An 18,453-nucleotide genomic window follows, 5' to 3' on the forward strand; every position below is an offset into this window, starting at 1 on the left:
GCGGCACCGAGCACGGTACTGGTGGCGAGGAACTGGCGACGGGTCTTGTCGTTGCGGTCCTGGGACATGGTCTTCTCCGTCTGGGTGCGGTAGCGGCAGGCGCAACTGCGGAGCATGCCGTTTGCTGTAGGGGCAAGGCTTGGATGGATGTGCGGTGGGTTGTTGAAGGTTAGCCCGGTTCAGTATTTGTGCTGCCTGGGCTGGCCTCTTCGCGGGCACGCCCGCTCCCACAGGGACACCACCGGCCTTGAAAACTGTGGTATCCCCTGTGGGAGCGGGTTTACCCGCGAATGCCCCAGCACAGTTACTTCTGAAGGAACGCCAGCAAGTCTTCGTTCAGCTGCTGTGCATGAGTCACCGCAAACCCGTGCGGCGCCCCTGCATACACCTTCAGCTCAGCCCCGCGAATCAGTTCCGCCGCCTGCTTGCCGGTGGTCTCGAACGGCACGATCTGGTCATCGTCGCCGTGGATCACCAGGGTCGGCACATCGACCTTGGCCATATCCGGACGGAAGTCGGTTTCGGAGAATGCGGTCACGCAATCCAGGGTGCCCTTGATCGATGCCATCAGCGCAATGTTCAAGGTCTGGGTCTGCACGCCCTGGGACACCTGCTGCCCATGGTTGATGCCATAGAACGGCGTGGCGAAATCGGCGATGAATTGCGCCCGGTCGGCACGCAAGCCAGCGCGGATACCCTCGAATACCGACAGGTCGACCCCTTCAGGGTTGTCGTCACGCTTGCCGAACACCGGCGTCACCGCGCCCAGCAGCACCAACCCGGCCACCCGCTCGCTGCCGTGGCGGGCGATGTAGCGGCTGACGTCACCGCCACCCATCGAGAAGCCCACCAAGGTCACATCGCGCAGGTCGAGGTGCTCGATCAGCTGGGCGATGTCATCGGCGAAGGTATCGTAGTCGTAACCGCTCCACGGCTGGCTCGAACGGCCGAAACCACGGCGGTCGAAGGCGATGGCGCGGTAGCCGCGGCTGGCCAGGAATTCCATCTGCGAATCCCACATGTCGGCATCCAGTGGCCAGCCGTGGCTGAACAGCACCGGCTTGCCGCTGCCCCAGTCCTTGAAGTAGATCGAAGTGCCATCGCGGGTAACGAAGGTGCTCATGTCGGTATCTCCTTGAAAATGTCGAGGTAAAGGCCTGGCTCAGCCACGCAGCCAGTTGGCGCAGCGGCGGGTTACCCAAGGCATGATGTAGAACACCACGGGCAGGATGACGAACACATTGACGATCAGGTTGCCGGCAATCACACCGCCCAGCTGCGGGAAGCGTGCGAACAGCGGCGCCAGCAGTTGCGGAATGACCATGGTCATCGGGCAGATCACCAGGTAGGTCAGCAGCGCCTGCTTCCAGCGCGGCGGTTGCGCTGCCGTGGTGCCCGGGGTGCTATCAAGAACCTGGTGTTGCAGGCATACGGTTACCACTTCGCGGTTGTCTTGGAGTGCGGTGTTCATCAGCGTTCCTTGGGATGAGCTTGCCCGCATCCACTGTGCAACGGCGGACGGGCGCTGGATTGGACAGGTGTGCTGCCTTGCCGGGCACCGACTGGCGGTGCCCGGGGCGATCGGTTTACTTGCTGGCGTTGAAGGCGTTGTAGCTGGTGATCAGGTTGCGGTAGTCCGGGATGTGGTTGGAGCACAGCGCAGCCAGGCCTTCGATGTCGTTGCGCCAGTCGCGGTGCAGCTCACAGGCCACGCCGAACCAGGTCATCAGTTGTGCGCCGGCCTGGCTCATGCGGTCGTGGGCGGCGTCGCGGGTCATGGCGTTGAAGGTGCCGGAGGCATCGGTGACCACGAACACTTCGAACTCTTCTTCCAGGGCCGACAGTGCCGGGAAGGCTACGCACACTTCGGTCACCACGCCGGCGATGATCAGCTGTTTCTTGCCGGTGGCCTTCACTGCCTTGACGAAATCTTCGTTGTCCCAGGCGTTGATCTGGCCTGGGCGGGCGATGTACGGGGCGTCCGGGAACAAGGCTTTCAGTTCCGGTACCAGCGGGCCGTTCGGGCCTTGTTCGAAGCTGGTGGTGAGAATGGTCGGCAGGTTGAAGAACTTGGCCAGGTCGGCCAGGGCCAATACGTTGTTCTTGAACGCGTCCGGCTCGATATCGCGGACCAGGGACAGCAGGCCAGCCTGGTGGTCGACCAGCAGGACAGCGGCGTCGTCTTTGTTCAGGCGGTTGTATTTGAAGTTGGTCATGGTCGTTGCTCCTAAGGGTTTTGATCTTTTCAGTAAGTTGGGTGTTTCGCGTTGATGGGAGAAGATTAAAACCATGACCTTTCAGGCGGTAGATAGCAGTTTTTGGCTCTAGCGTTCTGTTTTGTGAACGATGGTTTTGTGTGGGCCGTACCGGCCCTTTCGCGGCTAAAGCCGCTCCCACAGGGATTGCGCTGGATTTGAATCGTGCGCAGTACCTGTGGGAGCGGCTTTAGCCGCGAAGAGGCCGGCACAGGCCCCATTGCCTGCCCGGCCAACCTGCTCTATTACTACCCACAGCCCTCCCCTCACCCGAGACCACCATGCTGGCGTTCATCCAGTCATACCCGCTGTTGCTCGGCACCGCCCTGATCCTGCTCGACCTCGTGCTCTGGCAACTGATTCCTCTCCAGCAAAGGGCCTGGCGCATCGGCGCGCGGCTGGTGCTGTTCCTGCTGTTCAGCTCGGTGCTGGTAGCTGCCGGCATGAGCCCGCTGCAACCGCCACCCTGGCCCGATGATGTCTCGCGCAACCTGATCGCCACGGTACTGGCGATCGGCTGGTGGCTGTTTGGCGCACGTACGGTGACGGTGGTGTTCGGTCTGTTGCTGGTTGCCCGCGGCAGCCATGGCGGGCGTTTGCTGCAGGATGTGCTGGGAGCGCTTATCTTCCTGGCGGCCGTGGTCGCTGCCGCGGGCTATGTGTTGCAGTTGCCGGTAAAAGGCCTGCTGGCCACATCGGGGGTCATGGCCATCGTTATCGGCCTGGCGCTGCAGAGCACACTGGCCGACGTGTTCAGTGGCATCATCCTGAACACCACGCGGCCGTATCAGATTGGCGACTCGATCTCCATCGACAACACCGAAGGCAAGGTATTGGAAATCGACTGGCGTGCCACCCGCCTGCTCACCAGCACCGGCAGCCTGGCGGTAATCCCCAACTCGGTGGCGGCCAAGGCCCGGCTGCTCAACCACAGCCGCCCGGCCGATGTGCACGGGGTGTCGATCAGCGTGGTGGTGCCGGCCAAGGTGCGGCCCAAGCGGGTGTTCGATGCGCTGGAAAAGGCCTTGCAAGGGGTCAGTGCCATTCTTGCGACCCCAAAACCAAAGGTGACGGTGAAAGCCTCGACGCTGGAATCAGTGGAGTACGAAGCCAGTGGCTTCGTGGCCGACGCGGGCGCGAAGGGCGACGCGCGCAACCAGCTGTTCGACCTGGCCCACCGGCACCTGGAGGCCAGCGGGGTAATGTGGAACGCCGACCTGGCCATGCCGCCACGCAGCCGCCAGCGCGAGGTGCTGGACGAGGTGCGGGTGTTCCGCTCGCTGAGCGCTGAAGAGCGCGATGCGCTGAGCCAGCGCATGACAGCGGTGGAATACCTGGCGGATCAGGTAATCCTGGGCGTGGGCGAGCATTCCGATCATTTGCTGGTGATTGGCAGCGGGGTGGTTTCGGCGTCGATTCGCGATGGCGACAGGCTGGTCGAGGCCGGGCGCATGGGGCCGGGAGAGGTGCTGGGTATCGAGGGGATCATCGACGAAGAGGAATCGCTGGCCGAGTTCCGCACGTTGACCGGTTGCGTGCTGTATCGGATCGACAAGGAACAGGTGAAGAGCTGCCTGGTGCAACGCGGTGATGTGCAGACGGCGTTGAGCAAGTTGCAGCGGTTTCGGCGGCAGAGCCGCGAGTCGTTGTTGATGCAGAAGCCGGTTTCGATCAAGAAGGGCGGCTTTCTCAGCTGGCTGCACAAGTAAGCCTGGCCCGGCCCCTTCGCGGGTAAACCCGCTCCCACAGGGACCACACAGGTCTCAAGGACTGTGGAGATCCTGTGGGAGCGGGTTTACCCGCGAAGGGGCCAGTGCTTACAACACAACTCTCAGGCATTGCCCCGCGTGGTACAGCGAGAACCCGGACTCGTAGAACGCAGTCCGCAGCGAGGGTGCACTCACCCCCTTCATCGGCGAGAACGGAATCGGCAGGCTGCCCTCCTCCCCCTTCAGCAAGAACTCGGCGAACGCCCGGCCAATCACGGTGCCGGTGGTATTGCCCCGCCCGTTGTACCCGGTCACCGCCACCAGCCCTGGCGCCGGTTCGAACAGGCGCATCAGGTGATCGGGGGTGAAATCGATGCAGCCGGTCCAGTGCATTTCCCACTCGACCTTGCCCAGCTCCGGGTAATAGTGGCTCTGGATGCGGTCGGCCCAGCTGCGCACGAACCACGCCGGCTTGTTGTCGACCCGGCCCAGGCTGCCTAGCAGCAGGCGGCCCTGGTCGTCGCGACGGATGCTGCTGAGCACGGTGCGGGTGTCCCAGGAGCCTTGGCCATGTGGCAGCACCTTGTCGGCTGCAGCCCCCTGCAACGGCTTGGACGCCACCTGGTAGTAATAGCCACGGAAGAACTGCTTCTGCAGGTTGCTCCAGTCGCCTTCGGTGTAGGCGCCAGTGGATATCACCACCTTGTCGGCGCGCACCGAACCATGCGCTGTCTTCACCCGCCAGGCATCGCCGTCACGCTCCAGGCCTTCGACCGAAGACTGCTGAAACAGCTTGCCACCCAGGCGTGCCACCGCTGCGGCCAGGCCCTGGGTGTAGCCCATGGGGTTGATGGTGCCGGCGCGGCGGTCGAGCAGCGCGGCGGAGATCTTGTCGGTGCCACAGTATTCCTGGCACTGGGCGCCGGTCAGCAGCTCCACGTCGGCACCACGGCGGCGCCATTGTTCGTGGCGGGCCTCGAGGTCGGCGATACCGGTGGCGTTGTGCGCCATGTGCAGCGTGCCTTTGTGCTGGGCCTGGCAGTCGATGCCAAGGCGTTCGATCATGGCGAACACTTCGGCCGGGGCTTCGCCGAGCACCTTGTTCAGGCGGCTGCCCTGCTGCAGGCCGAGAGTTGCCTCGACATCATCGGGGCGGATCCAGGTGCCGGCGTTGACCAGGCCGACGTTGCGCCCGGAGCCACCGTGACCGATCTTCCAGGCCTCCAGCAGGATCACCGACTTGCCCTGTTCGAGCAGGTGGATGGCCGCCGACAGGCCGGTAATGCCGCCACCGATCACGCAGACATCGGCCTTGTGCTCACCGGCCAGGGCCTGGGCGGCGACGGTCGGTTTGCTGACGAATTCCCACAAGCATTCTTGACGCAGTTCGGACATGGCCCGGCTCCAGCAATTTTGTTCTTGTTGGGGCTGCTTTGCAGCCCATCGCCGGCAAGCCAGCTCCCACGGGGATCGCACAGACTCCAAGCTTGTGCGATCCCTGTGGGAGCTGGCTTGCCGGCGAAACGGGGGCGAAGCCCCCGCCTGCGGCTATCAGTCGAACACGATACCCTGCGCCAGCGGCAGCTCGCGCGAGTAGTTCACGGTATTGGTCTGGCGACGCATGTAACCTTTCCAGGCATCCGAACCGGACTCACGGCCACCGCCAGTCTCCTTCTCGCCACCGAACGCACCGCCGATCTCGGCGCCGCTGGTGCCGATGTTGACGTTGGCGATGCCGCAGTCGCTGCCCGAGGCGCTCTGGAAGCGTTCGGCTTCACGGATGTCGGTGGTGAAGATGCAAGACGACAGGCCTTGTGGCACTTCGTTGTTCAGGCGCAGGGCCTCTTCGAAGTCGTCGTAGGCCAGCACGTACAGGATCGGGGCGAAGGTTTCGTGGCGTACCACGTCGCTTTGCGCCGGCATTTCAGCGATTGCAGGCGATACGTAGTAGGCGTTGGGGTACTGGTCTGCCAGCTGACGCTCGCCACCAAATACCTGGCCACCTTCGTCACGGGCCTTGGCCAGCGCGCCCTGCATGGCGTCGAACGACTGCTTGTCGATCAGCGGGCCCACCAGGTTGTCCTTGCGTGGGTCACCGATACGCACCTTGCCGTAGGCGGCTTTGACGCGGGCCACCACTTCGTCCTTGATCGAACGGTGCACGATCAGGCGGCGCAGGGTGGTGCAACGCTGGCCGGCGGTGCCGACTGCGGAGAACAGGATGCCACGCACGGCCAGGTCGAGGTCGGCGCTGGGGGCCAGGATCATGGCGTTGTTGCCACCCAGTTCGAGGATGCTGCGGCCGAAGCGGGCAGCCACACGTGGGCCCACTTCGCGCCCCATGCGGGTGCTGCCGGTGGCGCTGACCAGCGGTACGCGCGGGTCGTCGACCATGGCTTCGCCGGCTTCACGGCCGCCGATCACCAGTTGTGCCAAGCCAGCCGGGGCATCACCGAAGGCTTTCAGGGCTTTGTCGAACAGCGCCTGGCAGGCCAGCGCGGTCAACGGGGTCTTCTCGGACGGTTTCCATACCACCGAGTTACCGGCGACCAGGGCCAGGGCGGTGTTCCAGGCCCAGACTGCGACCGGGAAGTTGAAGGCGCTGATCACGCCGACCACGCCCAGCGGGTGCCAGGTTTCACGCATGTGGTGGCCAGGGCGCTCGGAAGCGATGGTCAGGCCGTACAGCTGGCGCGACAGGCCAACGGCGAAGTCGCAGATGTCGATCATTTCCTGCACTTCGCCCAGGCCTTCCTGGGTGATCTTGCCGGCTTCGATCGAAACCAGTTCGCCAAGGTCGCCCTTGTGCTCACGCAGCACTTCGCCGAACAGGCGCACCAGCTCGCCACGGCGCGGGGCCGGTACGCTGCGCCAGGCTTCGAAGGCGCTCTGGGCCTGATCGATGCGGGCGATGGTCTCGGCCTTGCCGAGCAGTTTCACCGAGGCGATCTGGCTGCCGTCGATCGGCGTGTGAACAGGGTAGTCGCCCTGGGTGTAAGCCTCGGCAGCAACGCCAAGGCGCTCGAGCAGTCCAGCAACCATTTGTGCATCTCCTACATCGGGTGATGGGGTGGAAAAATGATGTGGATCAGTATTAATCCGATCACACCAGTGCAACAAACGACCTTTATTCCGCATATCATTCCGTCAGGTAATGATTTGAGCCGCAGAGACCGCTATGTCCAAACGCCTGGTGCCCTCCATGACCGCCCTGCAGTGCTTCGAAGCTGCAGCCCGCCATTTGAGCTTTACCCGTGCCGCCGAAGAGCTGCACCTGACCCAGAGCGCGGTCAGCAAGCAGGTGGCGCAGCTTGAAGACATGCTGCGCCATCACCTGTTCCTGCGTATCCGCCGCCGCCTGCAGCTGACACCGGCGGGCAGCCTGTACCTGGCCGAGGTCAACAAGATCCTCACCCAGGTGGATATGTCCAGCCGCTACGTGCTCACCTACGGCGAGCAGACCGAGATATTGAAGGTAGCCACTCAACCGAGTTTTGGCGTGCGCTGGTTGATCCCGCACCTGAAGGGCTTTGGCAAGCGCCACAACAACATCCACCTGGATATCCGCAACGAGATGGAGCCGTTCGCCCTGCTGCAGGGCTCGGCGGACGTGGTGTTCTTCTATGGCCAGGGCACTTGGCCGGGGGCCACCTGCGTGGAGCTGTTCGGTGAGGAGGTGGTGCCGGTTTGCGCGCCGGAGCTGCTGGCTGGCCGTGAGCTGAGCAATGCCGCAGAGCTGGCCGATTTGGTGCTATTGCAGAGCACCTCGCGGCCAGAGGCCTGGCACGAGTGGTTCCTGGAGTTGGGCTTGCAGAGCGTCAGTGCCTACCATGGGCCGCGCTTCGATACCTTCTACATGGCCCTAAGTGCGGCGCAGGCCGGGTGCGGGGTGGCGTTGGTGCCGCGCTACCTGGCGGCGAAGGAGTTGGCCGAGGGGAGTTTGGTGGTGCCGTGGAACCATGCGATGCGCAGCGCCGGGGCGCATTACCTGGCGTATGCCGAGCATGCAGCGGAGGTGCCCAAGGTAAGGGCATTGGTGGAATGGATTCGCGAGCAGCTATCGACCTGAGGGCCTCTTCGCGGGTAAACCCGCTCCCACAGGTATCACGCAAGGCCTGAACCCTGTGAGGTACCCGCGAAAGGGCCCTGAAGGTCGATCAAAAAAGGAATGACACTCTCACTTTTTTTCGCTTGTGAGCCAAGTGCATTCCCAGCTTTCATGTAAGCGTCCGAACCCAACCAGGAAGCTAGCGATGCCCGCCCACGATTTCGTCAGCCCCGACAGCATCCGCGCGCAGTTCTCTGCCGCCATGTCGCTCATGTACAAACAGGAAGTGCCCCTGTACGGCACGCTGCTGGAGCTGGTGAGCGAAATCAACCAGCAGGTCATGGCCCAGCAACCCGAGGTTGCCGAGGCCCTGCGCTGGACCGGCGAAATCGAGCGCCTGGACCAGGAGCGCCATGGTGCCATCCGTGTCGGCACCGCCGCAGAGCTGGCTACCATCGCCCGGCTGTTCGCGGTCATGGGCATGCAGCCAGTCGGCTACTACGACCTCAGTTCCGCCGGCGTGCCGGTGCATTCCACCGCCTTCCGCGCGGTGCACGAGCAGTCGCTGCACGTCAGCCCGTTCCGCGTGTTCACCTCGCTGCTGCGCCTGGAACTGATCGACAACCCGAAGCTGCGCGAGCTGGCAGATAGCATCCTGGCCAAGCGCCAGATCTTTACCGCCCGCGCCCTTGAACTGATCGACCAATGCGAGCGCGATGGTGGCCTGAACGCCGCCGATGCCGAGGCGTTCGTGCAGGAAGCGCTGCACACCTTCCGCTGGCACCATGACGCCACCGTCACTGCCGAGCAGTACCAGCAGTTGCACGACCAGCACCGCCTGATCGCCGATGTGGTGGCCTTCAAGGGCCCGCACATCAACCACCTGACCCCGCGCACCCTGGACATCGATGCGATCCAGCTCGGCATGCCGGCCAAGGGCATCCCGCCGAAGGCCGTGGTCGAAGGCCCGCCCACCCGCCGCCACCCGATCCTGCTGCGCCAGACCAGCTTCAAGGCCCTGCAGGAAAAGGTCGCCTTCAGCGACCAGCAGGGCAGCGAAGGCAGCCATACCGCGCGGTTTGGCGAAATCGAGCAACGCGGCGCGGCGCTGACGCCGAAAGGCCGCCAGCTGTACGACAAGCTGCTCGACGCCACCCGCGCCGCCCTGGGTGGCGCCCCGGCCGAGGCCAATGCCGAACGCTACATGGCGTTGCTGAAGGACACCTTTGCCGAATTCCCGGATGACCTGGCGCAGATGCGTGAACAGGGGCTGGCCTACTTCCGCTACTTCGCCACCGAAAAAGGCCTGGCCGCGCGCGACCAGGACGACCGCCCGACCACACTGCAAGGCTTGATCGAGGCTGGCCATGTGCACTTCGAGGCGTTGGTGTACGAGGACTTCCTGCCGGTCAGTGCGGCGGGGATTTTCCAGTCCAACCTGGGTGACGATGCGCAGGCGGAGTATGGCAGCAACGCCAACCGCGACGCGTTCGAAGCGGCGCTGGGGCTCAAGGTGCAAGACGAACTGGCGCTGTATGCGCAGAGCGAACAGCGCTCGCTGCAAGCGTGTGCGCAGGCGTTGAACCTGGGCTCGCTGTAAGGCTCGGACGGTACTTGGTCTTTCGTGGTCTGTTCGCGGGCTCGCCCGCTCCCACAGGTCTACCGCTGCCTTCCGGCTGGGTGTAATCCTGTGGGAGCGGGCAAGCCCGCGAAAAGGCCCTGACCGGCACGACAATGTCAGCGCTTAGCGGCCACCCCGAAAACGGTCCACTTCCTGGCGCAACTGCGCCGCCAACCCTTCCAGCTCCCGCGCGGTAAACGCCAGTTCGTTGGCCACCTCGCGTTGCTCGCCGTTGGCCTGGGCGATGCTCTGCAGATTGCGGCTGAGTACCGTCGCGGTGCTACTCTGCTCCTGGGTCGCGGTACTGATCACGGCAAACTGTTCGCCGGCGGCGCGGCTCTGCTCGTCGATACGCGCCAGCGCCTGCGCCACCTTGTCGTTGCGCTCCAGGCCTTCCTGCATCAGTTGGTTGCCCTGCTCAAGGGTCGAGATGGCATGCCCGGTCTGCTGCTGGATGCTGGTGATCATGCCGGAGATTTCATCCGTGGCCTGGCGCGTCCGCGCTGCCAGGCCACGCACTTCATCCGCCACCACGGCAAAGCCACGGCCCTGCTCCCCAGCACGGGCCGCTTCGATGGCGGCGTTCAATGCCAGCAGGTTGGTCTGTTCGGCAATCGCGGTAATCACGCTGATGATGCCGCCGATTTCCTGCGAACGTGCGCCCAGGCTATCCATCACCGTGGCCGTGCCGCCGAGGGCCTCGGCAATTTGTTTCAGCGAGCGCGAAGCCTCGTCCATGGCGCTGCGGCCGATGCGCGTCTGCTGGGCGTTGTCGCGGGCCATGCGTTCGGTACCGGACATGTTGTCGGCGATGTTCATCGAGGTGGCGCTGAATTCCTCGACTGCGCCGGCCATGCTGGTGATTTCGCCGGATTGCTGGTCCATGCCTTCGCAGGCGCCGGCCGATAACCCGGACAGCGAGCGGGCACGGTTACTGACCTGCTCGGAGGCGCTGCGGATGTGTTCGACCATGGTCGACAGCGCCTCGCCCATCTTGTTGAAGCTGCGCGCCAGCTGCCCGATTTCATCATGGCTGGTCACCGCCAGCCGGGCGCTCAAGTCGCCCGCCCCCAGCGCTTCGGCCTGGCGCACCAGGTCATCCAGCGGGCGCAGCTTGCGGCGCAGCAGCCACAACGTGGCGGCCACCGCCAGCAGCATCGCCAGCAGGCTGCCGATCGCCAGGCGCAGGCCGACGCTCCAGGTCACCTCGCGGATTTCTGCCATCGGCATGCTCGCGACCACTGTCCACGGGCCCTCGGCAAACGGCGCGGTGGCACTGTACAGCTGCTGCTCGGCATTGGCCGGCGGCACCAGCCACTGACCCTTCTCGTCCTGCAGCGCCAGCGAACCGGTCTGGCCGATGCGAAAGCGCTTGAGGTTGGCGAACTGGGCGTTCTGCGCCTCGGTGTAGTCAAAGCCGACGAACAACACGGCGATCACCCGCCCTGCGCTGTCGCTCACCGGCACATAACGGGTCATGTAGTTGCGCTCGAACAGCACGGCACGGCCGATGTACATCTGCCCGGCCAGCAGTTTCAGGTAGGCCGGATGCTGGCGATCGAGCTGGGTACCGATGGCGCGGCTGCCGTCCTGCTTCTTCAGGTTGGTGCTGATGCGCACGAAGTCGTCGCCGCTGCGCACGAACAGCGTGGCGATGCCGGCCGTCATCTGCTGGAATTCGTCCACTTGCTGGAAATCGTTGTTCAGCAGGTGGTCGCCCTGGTACAGGGCAGGCGTTGTCTGGCCGGCGACCTGCACGGTCTCGCCCGCATGCAGCGCCAGGCCCGAGGCGAAGCGCCGCTCGAACAGGCCGCTCAAGCGCTGGGTGTTGTCCTTGAGCGAACCGTGGAAGCTGTCGAGCTGGTCGGCCAGCAGGCGCGCTTCGCTGGCCAGGTGGGCCTGGCGTGTGGCGAGGTTGGCGTCGTCCAGCGAACGCAGGGCAAACAGGGTACTGCCGGAAATCACCAGCGCCAGCACGATGGCAAGGGCGACACCGAGCTGTGAGGCAATACGGGCACGCGGTTGAGACATGGGGCAAGCTCCTGGCAAGAGGCCGGGATCATCCTGATCACGCTGACCACCCGCTTGTTATCGACGGGAAGCGCGCCCTCTTCCGGGACGCTGGTGCCAGTGAATCGGCGTCGCCGGCGAATACTTGAGTGTCGGGCAAGGATATTCGCAAACCTTTGCGCTTTCCTGTGATGCCCTTTTCGCGGGCTTGCCCGCTCCCACAGGGGCCGCGTCGCAGAAGTCAGAGACGTGGCAGGACTTCTACAGCGGGTAAATCCATAGCCGCCACCTCTTGCTCGAGAAATGCGCTCAGCCGCCGCAGGCGCTCGCCGCCGCGCCGGGTGCGTGGCCACACCAGGTAGTAATCCATGCCGCTGGGCACGGCCGTCGGCCAAGGCAGGCTCAACCGCCCCTGCGCCACATCCTCGGCCACCATCAGCAAATCGCCCATGGAAATGCCGTAGCCACGCGCCGCAGCAATCATGCCCAGCTCCAGCGTGTCGAAGACCTGCCCGCCCCTGAGCGAAACCTTGTCACTCAACCCCATACGCTCCAACCATTCCCGCCAGTCGCGCTTGTCCACCGTGGGGTGCAGCAGCTCGATGCAGGCCAGCCGACGCTCGTCCCAGGGTTCCTCGTCGAGCAAGTCTGGCGCACCCACGGGGATCAACAACTCCGGGAACAACTTGCGCACTTCCCATTCCGGCGGGAACACCCCGTCGCTGAGCAACACTGCGCAATCGAAAGGTTCCTGGTTGAAGTCCACGTGGTCGACATCCATCCAGGCGCTGGTCAGCTGCACTTCGTTGCCAGGCTGCAAGTGGCGAAAGCGGCTAAGGCGCGCCAGCAACCAGCGCATGGTCAGGGTCGAGGGGGCCTTCATGCGCAAGATGTCATCCTCACCGCGCAAGGTATCGCAAGCCCGTTCCAGCGCGGCAAAGCCTTCGCGCACGCCGGGCAGCAGCACCCGCGCCGCTTCGGTCAGTTGCAGGCTGCGGCCGCTGCGCACGAACAGGCGGCAGGCAAAGTGCTCCTCCAGTGTGCGGATATGCCGGCTGACCGCGCTCTGGGTAATCGACAGCTCTTCGCCGGCGCGGGTGAAGGAGCTTAGCCGCGCGGCGGCTTCGAATGCGCGCAGGGCATACAGCGGGGGGAGCTGACGGGACATGAGGCACCTGCCATACGGGGCTGTGAAATGAATCACCGGGAAGCATATATACATGAGTCAGACTCATGCCAATGATCGCTTTTATCCTTTTGTGCAAAGTTGACCAAAGCCTCAGAATCGCCCTTCGTTGATCACCCCAGGAAAAGGACTGCCCCATGCATGTCGCGCCCACCACAGAACTCAAGGCTTTGCTGCGCCTGGCCGGGCCGCTGATCGCCTCGCAGTTGGCGCACATGCTGATGGTGCTGACCGATACCCTGATGATGGCCCGCATCAGCCCGCAAGCCCTGGCTGGCGGCGGTCTGGGCGCGGCAAGCTACTCGTTCGTGTCGATCTTCTGCCTGGGCGTGATCGCTGCGGTCGGTACCCTGGTGGCGATTCGCAAGGGCGCCAACGACATCGAGGGCGTCACCCGCCTGGCGCAGGGTGGCCTGTGGCTGGCCTGGGGCCTGGCGCTGTTCGCTGCGCTGGTGCTGTGGAACCTTGAGCCGGTACTGCTGCTGTTCGGGCAAAAACCCGAGAACGTTGCCTCGGCCGCCGAATTCCTCACCCTGCTGCCACTGGCCCTGCCCGGCTACCTGACCTTCATGGCCTTGCGCGGCTTCACCAGCGCGCTGGGCCGGTCTACCCCGGTGATGGTCATCAGCCTGGTAGGCACGGTGCTCAACTACCTGTTCAACGTGGCGCTGATCGAAGGCATGTTCGGCCTGCCCAAGCTGGGCCTGATGGGCATCGGCCTGGTCACTGCGGTGGTGTCGATGGGCATGGCCATTGCCTTGGCGCTGTATATCCGCTGGCACACGGCGTATGCCGCCTACCCGCTGCGCAAGGGCCTGTCACGCCCGTCGCTGCCGGCCCTGCGCGAGCTGTGGCGGCTGGGCCTGCCGATTGGCGGCACCTACATGGTGGAAGTCGGCCTGTTCGCCTTCGCCGCGCTGTGCATGGGCGTACTGGGCAGCACCGAGCTGGCGGCGCACCAGATCGCCCTGCAGATCGTCTCCACGGCATTCATGGTGCCTACCGGGTTGTCGTATGCGGTGACCATGCGCGTGGGGCTGTACTACGGCGCCGGCAACCTGCTGGCGGCGCGCAGCGCCGGGCGAGTGGGCATCGGCTTCGGGGCAATGATCATGTTTGCCTTCGCCGCGCTGTTCTGGCTGCTGCCCGATGCACTGGTGGGGTTGTTCATCGACCGTGACGACCCGGCGTTTGCGGCGATCTTCCAGCTGGCGGTGCAATTGCTGATGGTGGCAGCGTGGTTCGAGCTGTTCGATGGCATGCAGACGATCGCGATGGGCTCGATCCGTGGGCTGAAAGATGCCAAGACCACCTTCCTGATCGGGCTGGTGTGCTACTGGCTGGTGGGGGCGCCGAGCGCCTGGCTGTTCACCTTTACCCTGGGCGGTGGCGCGGTTGGCGTGTGGTGGGGGCTGGCGTTGGGGCTGGCTTGTGCGGCGGTGGCACTTACCTTTGGCTTTGAGTGGCGGATGAAGCGGCTTTTGGGCAAAGCCGGGTTTGGTGGCGCGGCGACGACTTCGGCCTGACTTGCGGGCCTCTTCGCGGGTAAACCCGCTCCCACAGGGAATGCGCAAAGTCAGAATCCTGTGCAAAAGCCTGTGGGAGCGGGTTCACCCGCGAAAGGGCCCTAAAGGACTGCGCCCAACTGGCAGCCGGTCGCCTGCAGCAAAAACTCCATCAGCTCCCCCACCGGCAGCGGCTTGCTGACCAGGAACCCCTGCACCTGGTCACAACCAAACCCGCGCAACAACGCCATCTGCTCCTCACTCTCCACCCCCTCGGCCACCACTTCGAGGTTGAGGTTGTGCGCCAGGTTGATCATGGCGTGCACGAGCTTGCGGTTCTCCTCGCGCATTTCCATTTCCGCGACAAAGCTGCGGTCCACCTTCAGCAAGGTGATCGGCAAGCTGTTGAGGTGCACGAACGAAGAGAACCCGGTACCGAAATCATCGAGCGAAAAGCGCACGCCCAGACGCCCCAGGGCGTCCATGGTCTGCCGCACCAGCTCGTTACGGCGCATGACCGCCGTTTCGGTCAGCTCGAATTCCAGCCAGCGGGCATCCACGCCATGCTCGAGGATCAGGCGGCTCAAGGTCGCCAGCAGCTGGCTGTCCTGGAACTGGCGGAAGCTCAGGTTGACCGCCATGTGCAGCGGTTCCAGGCCGCGCTCGCACAGCGCCTGCATGTCGCGAAGGGCACGGGATATCACCCAGTACCCCAGCGGCACGATCAGGCCACTCTGCTCGGCCAGCGGCACGAACTCGCTGGGCGGCAACAGGCCGCGCTCGGCATGCCGCCAGCGCACCAGCGCCTCGAGGCCGACGATGCGCCCGTCGGCCAGGTTCAGCCGCGGCTGGTAATGCAGCTCCAGCTCGTCCCGGCGCAAGGCGCGGCGCAGTTCGCTTTCCAGGTCGGCAAGGCTGCGGGCATTGCGGTTGATGCGCTCGTTGAACACATGGAAAGTGCAACCCTGGCTGCCCTTGGCCTGGCGCATGGCGATGTGCGCGTGCCACATCAACGGGTCGGCACCACCTTGGGCACGGGCATGGGCCAGGCCCAGGCTGCAGCCCAGCAACAGGCTTTCGCCGTCGACCCAGTAGGGTTCGGCCAACGCCTCGACAATCCGCTCGGCAATCCATTCGGCACGGTTGGGATCGCGTCGGGTATCGATCAGCAGGGCGAACTCGTCGCTGCCCAGGCGCGCCAGCTGGTCGCCCGCCTCCAGTTGCTGTTTGAGGCGCGCCACCACCAGCAGGATCAGGCGGTCGCCACTCTGGTGGCCGAGGGCGTCGTTGACGTGGCGGAAGTTGTCCAGGTCCAGGTGGCCAAGGGCAAGGCCACCGCCGTCGTTCTCGGCCAGGCGCGCGGTCAGCAAGGCCTGGAAGCCCTGGCGGTTGGCGATGCCGGTCAACGGGTCCTGCTCGGCCAGGCGCTGCAAGGTGGCCACCAGCACACCGCGCTCGCGCACATGGCGCAGCGAGCGGCGCAAGGTGTCGGCATTGAGCTGGTCACGCACCAGCCAGTCGCTGACAGCGCTGGGCGCTACCTGGGGCTCGTGGTCGAGCAGCAGGATGCTCGGCAGCTCGCAGCGCCCGGGTGCGGGCTGCAGGGCCGGGGTTGTCAGCACAACGGCCTGGCGGTCCTGGTTGAACAGGCTGTCGACCGACTCCCAGTTCGGCGCTGTCAGCAGCACAACGCTGCCACCCAGGGCAGGCATGCACGCGCGTAGCAGCGCGCCCCATTCCGGCTCATCGGCCAACAGCAGCAAACGCAATGGTTCGACAGGCGTGGACAAGCGGGCTCCTTAGGGTTTCACGGTGCAACGGAAACTGCCAGGTATGCTACTGCATTAATGAAAATGATTTTCACTTTAATGCATGTTTTTACCGGTGTAGCATCCCGACGTATTTTGTCGTGCATCCTGCGCGAAACTGCGCCAGCCGGCAAATCCCGTTTACATATTTGACTCAGACGTCAGACGGTCGCGCCACAAACGCCCCATGCCTGTTAGAATGCGCGGCTATTTTCTGGCGACCCCCGGTTTCTAGCATGTCCCGACTCAATCCCCGGCAGCAGGAAGCCCGTGACTATGTCGGCGGCCCTCTTTTGGTGCTCGCCGGTGCAGGCTCGGGCAAGACCAGCGTGATCACGCGCAAGATTGCCCACCTCATCCAGAACTGCGGCATTCGTGCCCAGTACATCGTGGCGATGACCTTCACCAACAAGGCCGCGCGCGAGATGAAGGAGCGGGTCGCCACCCTGCTGCGTCCGGGGGAAGGCCGTGGCCTGACAGTGTGCACCTTCCACAACCTGGGCCTGAACATCATCCGCAAGGAGCACGAGCGCCTGGGCTACAAGCCGGGGTTCTCGATCTTCGACGAGTCCGACATCAAGGCATTGCTGTCGGACATCATGCAGAAGGAATACTCTGGCGACGACGGCATCGACGAGATCAAGAACATGATCGGTGCCTGGAAGAACGACCTGATTCTGCCCGCCGAGGCCCTGGAGAAAGCGCGCAACCCGCGCGAGCAGACCGCCGCCATCGTCTACACCCACTACCAGCGCACGCTCAAGGCGTTCAACGCGGTAGATTTCGACGACCTGATCCTGCTGCCGGTCAAGCTGTTCCAGGAGCACCCCGATGTGCTGGAGCGCTGGCAGAACCGCGTGCGCTACCTGCTGGTGGACGAATACCAGGACACCAACGCCAGCCAGTACCTGCTGGTGAAGATGCTGATCGGCATGCGCAACCAGTTCACCGTGGTAGGCGACGACGACCAGTCGATCTATGCCTGGCGTGGCGCCCGGCCAGAAAACCTCATGCTGCTCAAGGAGGACTACCCCTCCCTGAAAGTGGTGATGCTGGAACAGAACTACCGCTCAACCAGCCGCATCCTGCGCTGCGCCAACGTGCTGATCGCCAACAACCCGCACGCGTTCGAGAAGCAACTGTGGAGCGAGATGGGCGTGGGCGACGAGATTCGCGTCATCCGCTGCAAGAACGAGGAAGCCGAGGCCGAACGCGTGGCCATGGAAATCCTCACCCTGCACCTGCGTACCAACCGCCCGTACAGCGACTTCGCCATCCTCTACCGCGGCAACTACCAGGCCAAGCTGATCGAACTGAAGCTGCAGCACCACCAGGTGCCGTATCGCCTGTCGGGCGGCAACAGCTTCTTCGGCCGCCAGGAGGTCAAGGACCTGATGGCCTACCTGCGCCTGCTGGTGAACCCGGACGATGACAACGCCTACCTGCGGGTGATCAACGTACCGCGCCGCGAAATCGGCTCCACCACGCTGGAAAAACTCGGCAACTACGCCACCGAGCGCGGTATTTCGATGTACGCCGCCAGCGAGGAGCTGGGCCTGGGCGAGCATCTGGACGCCCGCTACACCGAGCGTTTGCAGCGCTTCAAGCATTGGCTGGACGGGGTGCGCCACAAGGTCGCCCTGGAAGACCCGATTGCCGCGCTGCACGAGATGATCCGCGATATCGACTACGAGAACTGGATCCGCCAGCAGACCGCCAGCGACAAGGCGGCCGAGTTCCGCATCAGCAACGTCTGGTTCCTGGTCGAAGCGCTGAAGAACACCCTCGAGAAGGACGAAGAGGGTGACATGACCATCGAGGACGCCATCGGCAAGCTGGTGCTGCGCGACATGCTCGAGCGCCAGCAGGAAGAGGAAGAGAACGCCGAAGGTGTGCAGATGATGACCCTGCATGCCTCCAAGGGCCTGGAGTTCCCCTACGTGTTCATCATGGGCATGGAAGAGGAAATCCTCCCGCACCGCTCCAGCATCGAGGCCGACACCATCGAAGAAGAACGCCGCCTGGCCTACGTGGGCATCACCCGCGCGCGCCAGACCCTGGCCTTCACCTTCGCCGCCAAGCGCAAGCAGTACGGTGAAATCATCGACTGCACGCCCAGCCGGTTCCTCGACGAACTGCCACCGGACGACCTGGCCTGGGAAGGCCTGGACGATGCGCCGGTCGAGGTGAAGGCCGCACGGGGCAACAACGCCCTGGCCGATATCCGGGCAATGCTCAAACGCTGATCAACCATTACTCTTTAACTTTGCCGCTATTTGCGGCCACCTTTGTTACATCGAGGAATACCACA

General features: G+C 64.1%; 13 protein-coding genes and 1 pseudogene. 5 read left to right on the forward strand and 9 right to left on the reverse strand.

The features are described 5' to 3' along the window. Positions 1-304: 304 nt before the first annotated feature. The 3 genes from R9B85_RS11855 to ycaC form a co-directional block, all read right to left on the reverse strand. Positions 305-1,123: an alpha/beta fold hydrolase gene (locus R9B85_RS11855; protein WP_112249900.1), complete on the reverse strand. Its 819-nt coding sequence runs from the start codon at positions 1,121-1,123 to the stop codon at positions 305-307. Between the two features lie 39 nt (positions 1,124-1,162). Beyond that, the gene (locus R9B85_RS11860; RefSeq protein WP_085621544.1) at positions 1,163-1,471 is read right to left on the reverse strand and encodes a hypothetical protein; all 309 of its coding nucleotides are present in this window, start codon (positions 1,469-1,471) and stop codon (positions 1,163-1,165) included. Positions 1,472-1,586: 115 nt separating this feature from the next. Beyond that, the gene (gene ycaC / locus R9B85_RS11865) at positions 1,587-2,216 is read right to left on the reverse strand and encodes an isochorismate family cysteine hydrolase YcaC (RefSeq protein ID WP_015272313.1); all 630 of its coding nucleotides are present in this window, start codon (positions 2,214-2,216) and stop codon (positions 1,587-1,589) included. 320 nt (positions 2,217-2,536) lie between these two features. Here ycaC and R9B85_RS11870 point away from each other — a divergent pair, with 320 nt between their 5' ends. Then, positions 2,537-3,964, forward strand: a complete 1,428-nt coding sequence (locus R9B85_RS11870) for a mechanosensitive ion channel family protein (protein ID WP_112249901.1) — start codon at positions 2,537-2,539, stop codon at positions 3,962-3,964. A gap of 108 nt (positions 3,965-4,072) precedes the next feature. Here R9B85_RS11870 and R9B85_RS11875 read toward each other — a convergent pair whose 3' ends face one another. Both R9B85_RS11875 and R9B85_RS11880 read right to left on the reverse strand, forming a co-directional pair. Then, on the reverse strand, positions 4,073-5,359 hold the full coding sequence (locus R9B85_RS11875; protein WP_313857179.1) for an FAD-binding oxidoreductase: 1,287 nt from the start codon (positions 5,357-5,359) through the stop codon (positions 4,073-4,075). A gap of 156 nt (positions 5,360-5,515) precedes the next feature. Next, on the reverse strand, positions 5,516-7,006 hold the full coding sequence (locus R9B85_RS11880; protein ID WP_112249904.1) for an aldehyde dehydrogenase family protein: 1,491 nt from the start codon (positions 7,004-7,006) through the stop codon (positions 5,516-5,518). Between the two features lie 136 nt (positions 7,007-7,142). Here R9B85_RS11880 and R9B85_RS11885 point away from each other — a divergent pair, with 136 nt between their 5' ends. Both R9B85_RS11885 and hglS read left to right on the forward strand, forming a co-directional pair. Next, positions 7,143-8,033, forward strand: a complete 891-nt coding sequence (locus R9B85_RS11885; protein ID WP_112249906.1) for a LysR family transcriptional regulator — start codon at positions 7,143-7,145, stop codon at positions 8,031-8,033. A gap of 184 nt (positions 8,034-8,217) precedes the next feature. Further along, positions 8,218-9,612 carry a 2-oxoadipate dioxygenase/decarboxylase HglS gene (gene hglS / locus R9B85_RS11890; RefSeq protein WP_215520549.1) on the forward strand — a complete coding sequence of 465 codons (1,395 nt, stop codon included), beginning with the start codon at positions 8,218-8,220 and terminating at the stop codon, positions 9,610-9,612. 144 nt (positions 9,613-9,756) lie between these two features. Here hglS and R9B85_RS11895 read toward each other — a convergent pair whose 3' ends face one another. From R9B85_RS11895 to R9B85_RS11905, 3 genes and pseudogenes are all read right to left on the reverse strand, one after another. Further along, entirely contained in the window at positions 9,757-10,626 is an 870-nt protein-coding gene (locus tag R9B85_RS11895; RefSeq protein ID WP_390899149.1) for a methyl-accepting chemotaxis protein, read from the reverse strand. Continuing rightward, a pseudogene (locus R9B85_RS11900) lies at positions 10,621-11,664 on the reverse strand (Cache 3/Cache 2 fusion domain-containing protein); the annotation flags it as partial. The gene R9B85_RS11895 and the pseudogene R9B85_RS11900, both read right to left, overlap by 6 nt. A 220-nt stretch (positions 11,665-11,884) precedes the next feature. After that, complete coding sequence (locus R9B85_RS11905) at positions 11,885-12,811, reverse strand: LysR substrate-binding domain-containing protein (protein WP_112249912.1); 927 nt, start codon at positions 12,809-12,811, stop codon at positions 11,885-11,887. Positions 12,812-12,966: 155 nt separating this feature from the next. On the opposite strand from R9B85_RS11905, the gene R9B85_RS11910 reads away from it, so the two are divergent. Beyond that, on the forward strand, positions 12,967-14,355 hold the full coding sequence (locus R9B85_RS11910; protein WP_207877030.1) for a NorM family multidrug efflux MATE transporter: 1,389 nt from the start codon (positions 12,967-12,969) through the stop codon (positions 14,353-14,355). A gap of 101 nt (positions 14,356-14,456) precedes the next feature. Here R9B85_RS11910 and R9B85_RS11915 read toward each other — a convergent pair whose 3' ends face one another. Continuing rightward, on the reverse strand, positions 14,457-16,124 hold the full coding sequence (locus tag R9B85_RS11915) for a putative bifunctional diguanylate cyclase/phosphodiesterase (RefSeq protein ID WP_112249914.1): 1,668 nt from the start codon (positions 16,122-16,124) through the stop codon (positions 14,457-14,459). 254 nt (positions 16,125-16,378) lie between these two features. Here R9B85_RS11915 and rep point away from each other — a divergent pair, with 254 nt between their 5' ends. Beyond that, positions 16,379-18,388: a DNA helicase Rep gene (rep, locus tag R9B85_RS11920; RefSeq protein ID WP_085621535.1), complete on the forward strand. Its 2,010-nt coding sequence runs from the start codon at positions 16,379-16,381 to the stop codon at positions 18,386-18,388. The last annotated feature ends 65 nt before the right edge of the window (positions 18,389-18,453 follow it).

Source organism: Pseudomonas sp. NLJ1 (assembly GCF_049486705.1).
GTDB classification, from domain to species: domain Bacteria; phylum Pseudomonadota; class Gammaproteobacteria; order Pseudomonadales; family Pseudomonadaceae; genus Aquipseudomonas; species Aquipseudomonas inefficax.

Bases quoted from the DNA above. Each gene is read 5' to 3' on its own strand.
- ycaC (WP_015272313.1), bottom strand. From the start codon at position 2,216: ATGACCAACTTCAAATACAACCGCCTGAACAAAGACGACGCCGCTGTC.
- R9B85_RS11905 (WP_112249912.1), bottom strand. From the start codon at position 12,811: ATGTCCCGTCAGCTCCCCCCGCTGTATGCCCTGCGCGCATTCGAAGCC.
- R9B85_RS11860 (WP_085621544.1), bottom strand. From the start codon at position 1,471: ATGAACACCGCACTCCAAGACAACCGCGAAGTGGTAACCGTATGCCTG.
- rep (WP_085621535.1), top strand. From the start codon at position 16,379: ATGTCCCGACTCAATCCCCGGCAGCAGGAAGCCCGTGACTATGTCGGC.
- R9B85_RS11880 (WP_112249904.1), bottom strand. From the start codon at position 7,006: ATGGTTGCTGGACTGCTCGAGCGCCTTGGCGTTGCTGCCGAGGCTTAC.
- R9B85_RS11885 (WP_112249906.1), top strand. From the start codon at position 7,143: ATGTCCAAACGCCTGGTGCCCTCCATGACCGCCCTGCAGTGCTTCGAA.
- hglS (WP_215520549.1), top strand. From the start codon at position 8,218: ATGCCCGCCCACGATTTCGTCAGCCCCGACAGCATCCGCGCGCAGTTC.
- R9B85_RS11870 (WP_112249901.1), top strand. From the start codon at position 2,537: ATGCTGGCGTTCATCCAGTCATACCCGCTGTTGCTCGGCACCGCCCTG.
- R9B85_RS11895 (WP_390899149.1), bottom strand. From the start codon at position 10,626: ATGGGCGAGGCGCTGTCGACCATGGTCGAACACATCCGCAGCGCCTCC.
- R9B85_RS11855 (WP_112249900.1), bottom strand. From the start codon at position 1,123: ATGAGCACCTTCGTTACCCGCGATGGCACTTCGATCTACTTCAAGGAC.
- R9B85_RS11910 (WP_207877030.1), top strand. From the start codon at position 12,967: ATGCATGTCGCGCCCACCACAGAACTCAAGGCTTTGCTGCGCCTGGCC.
- R9B85_RS11875 (WP_313857179.1), bottom strand. From the start codon at position 5,359: ATGTCCGAACTGCGTCAAGAATGCTTGTGGGAATTCGTCAGCAAACCG.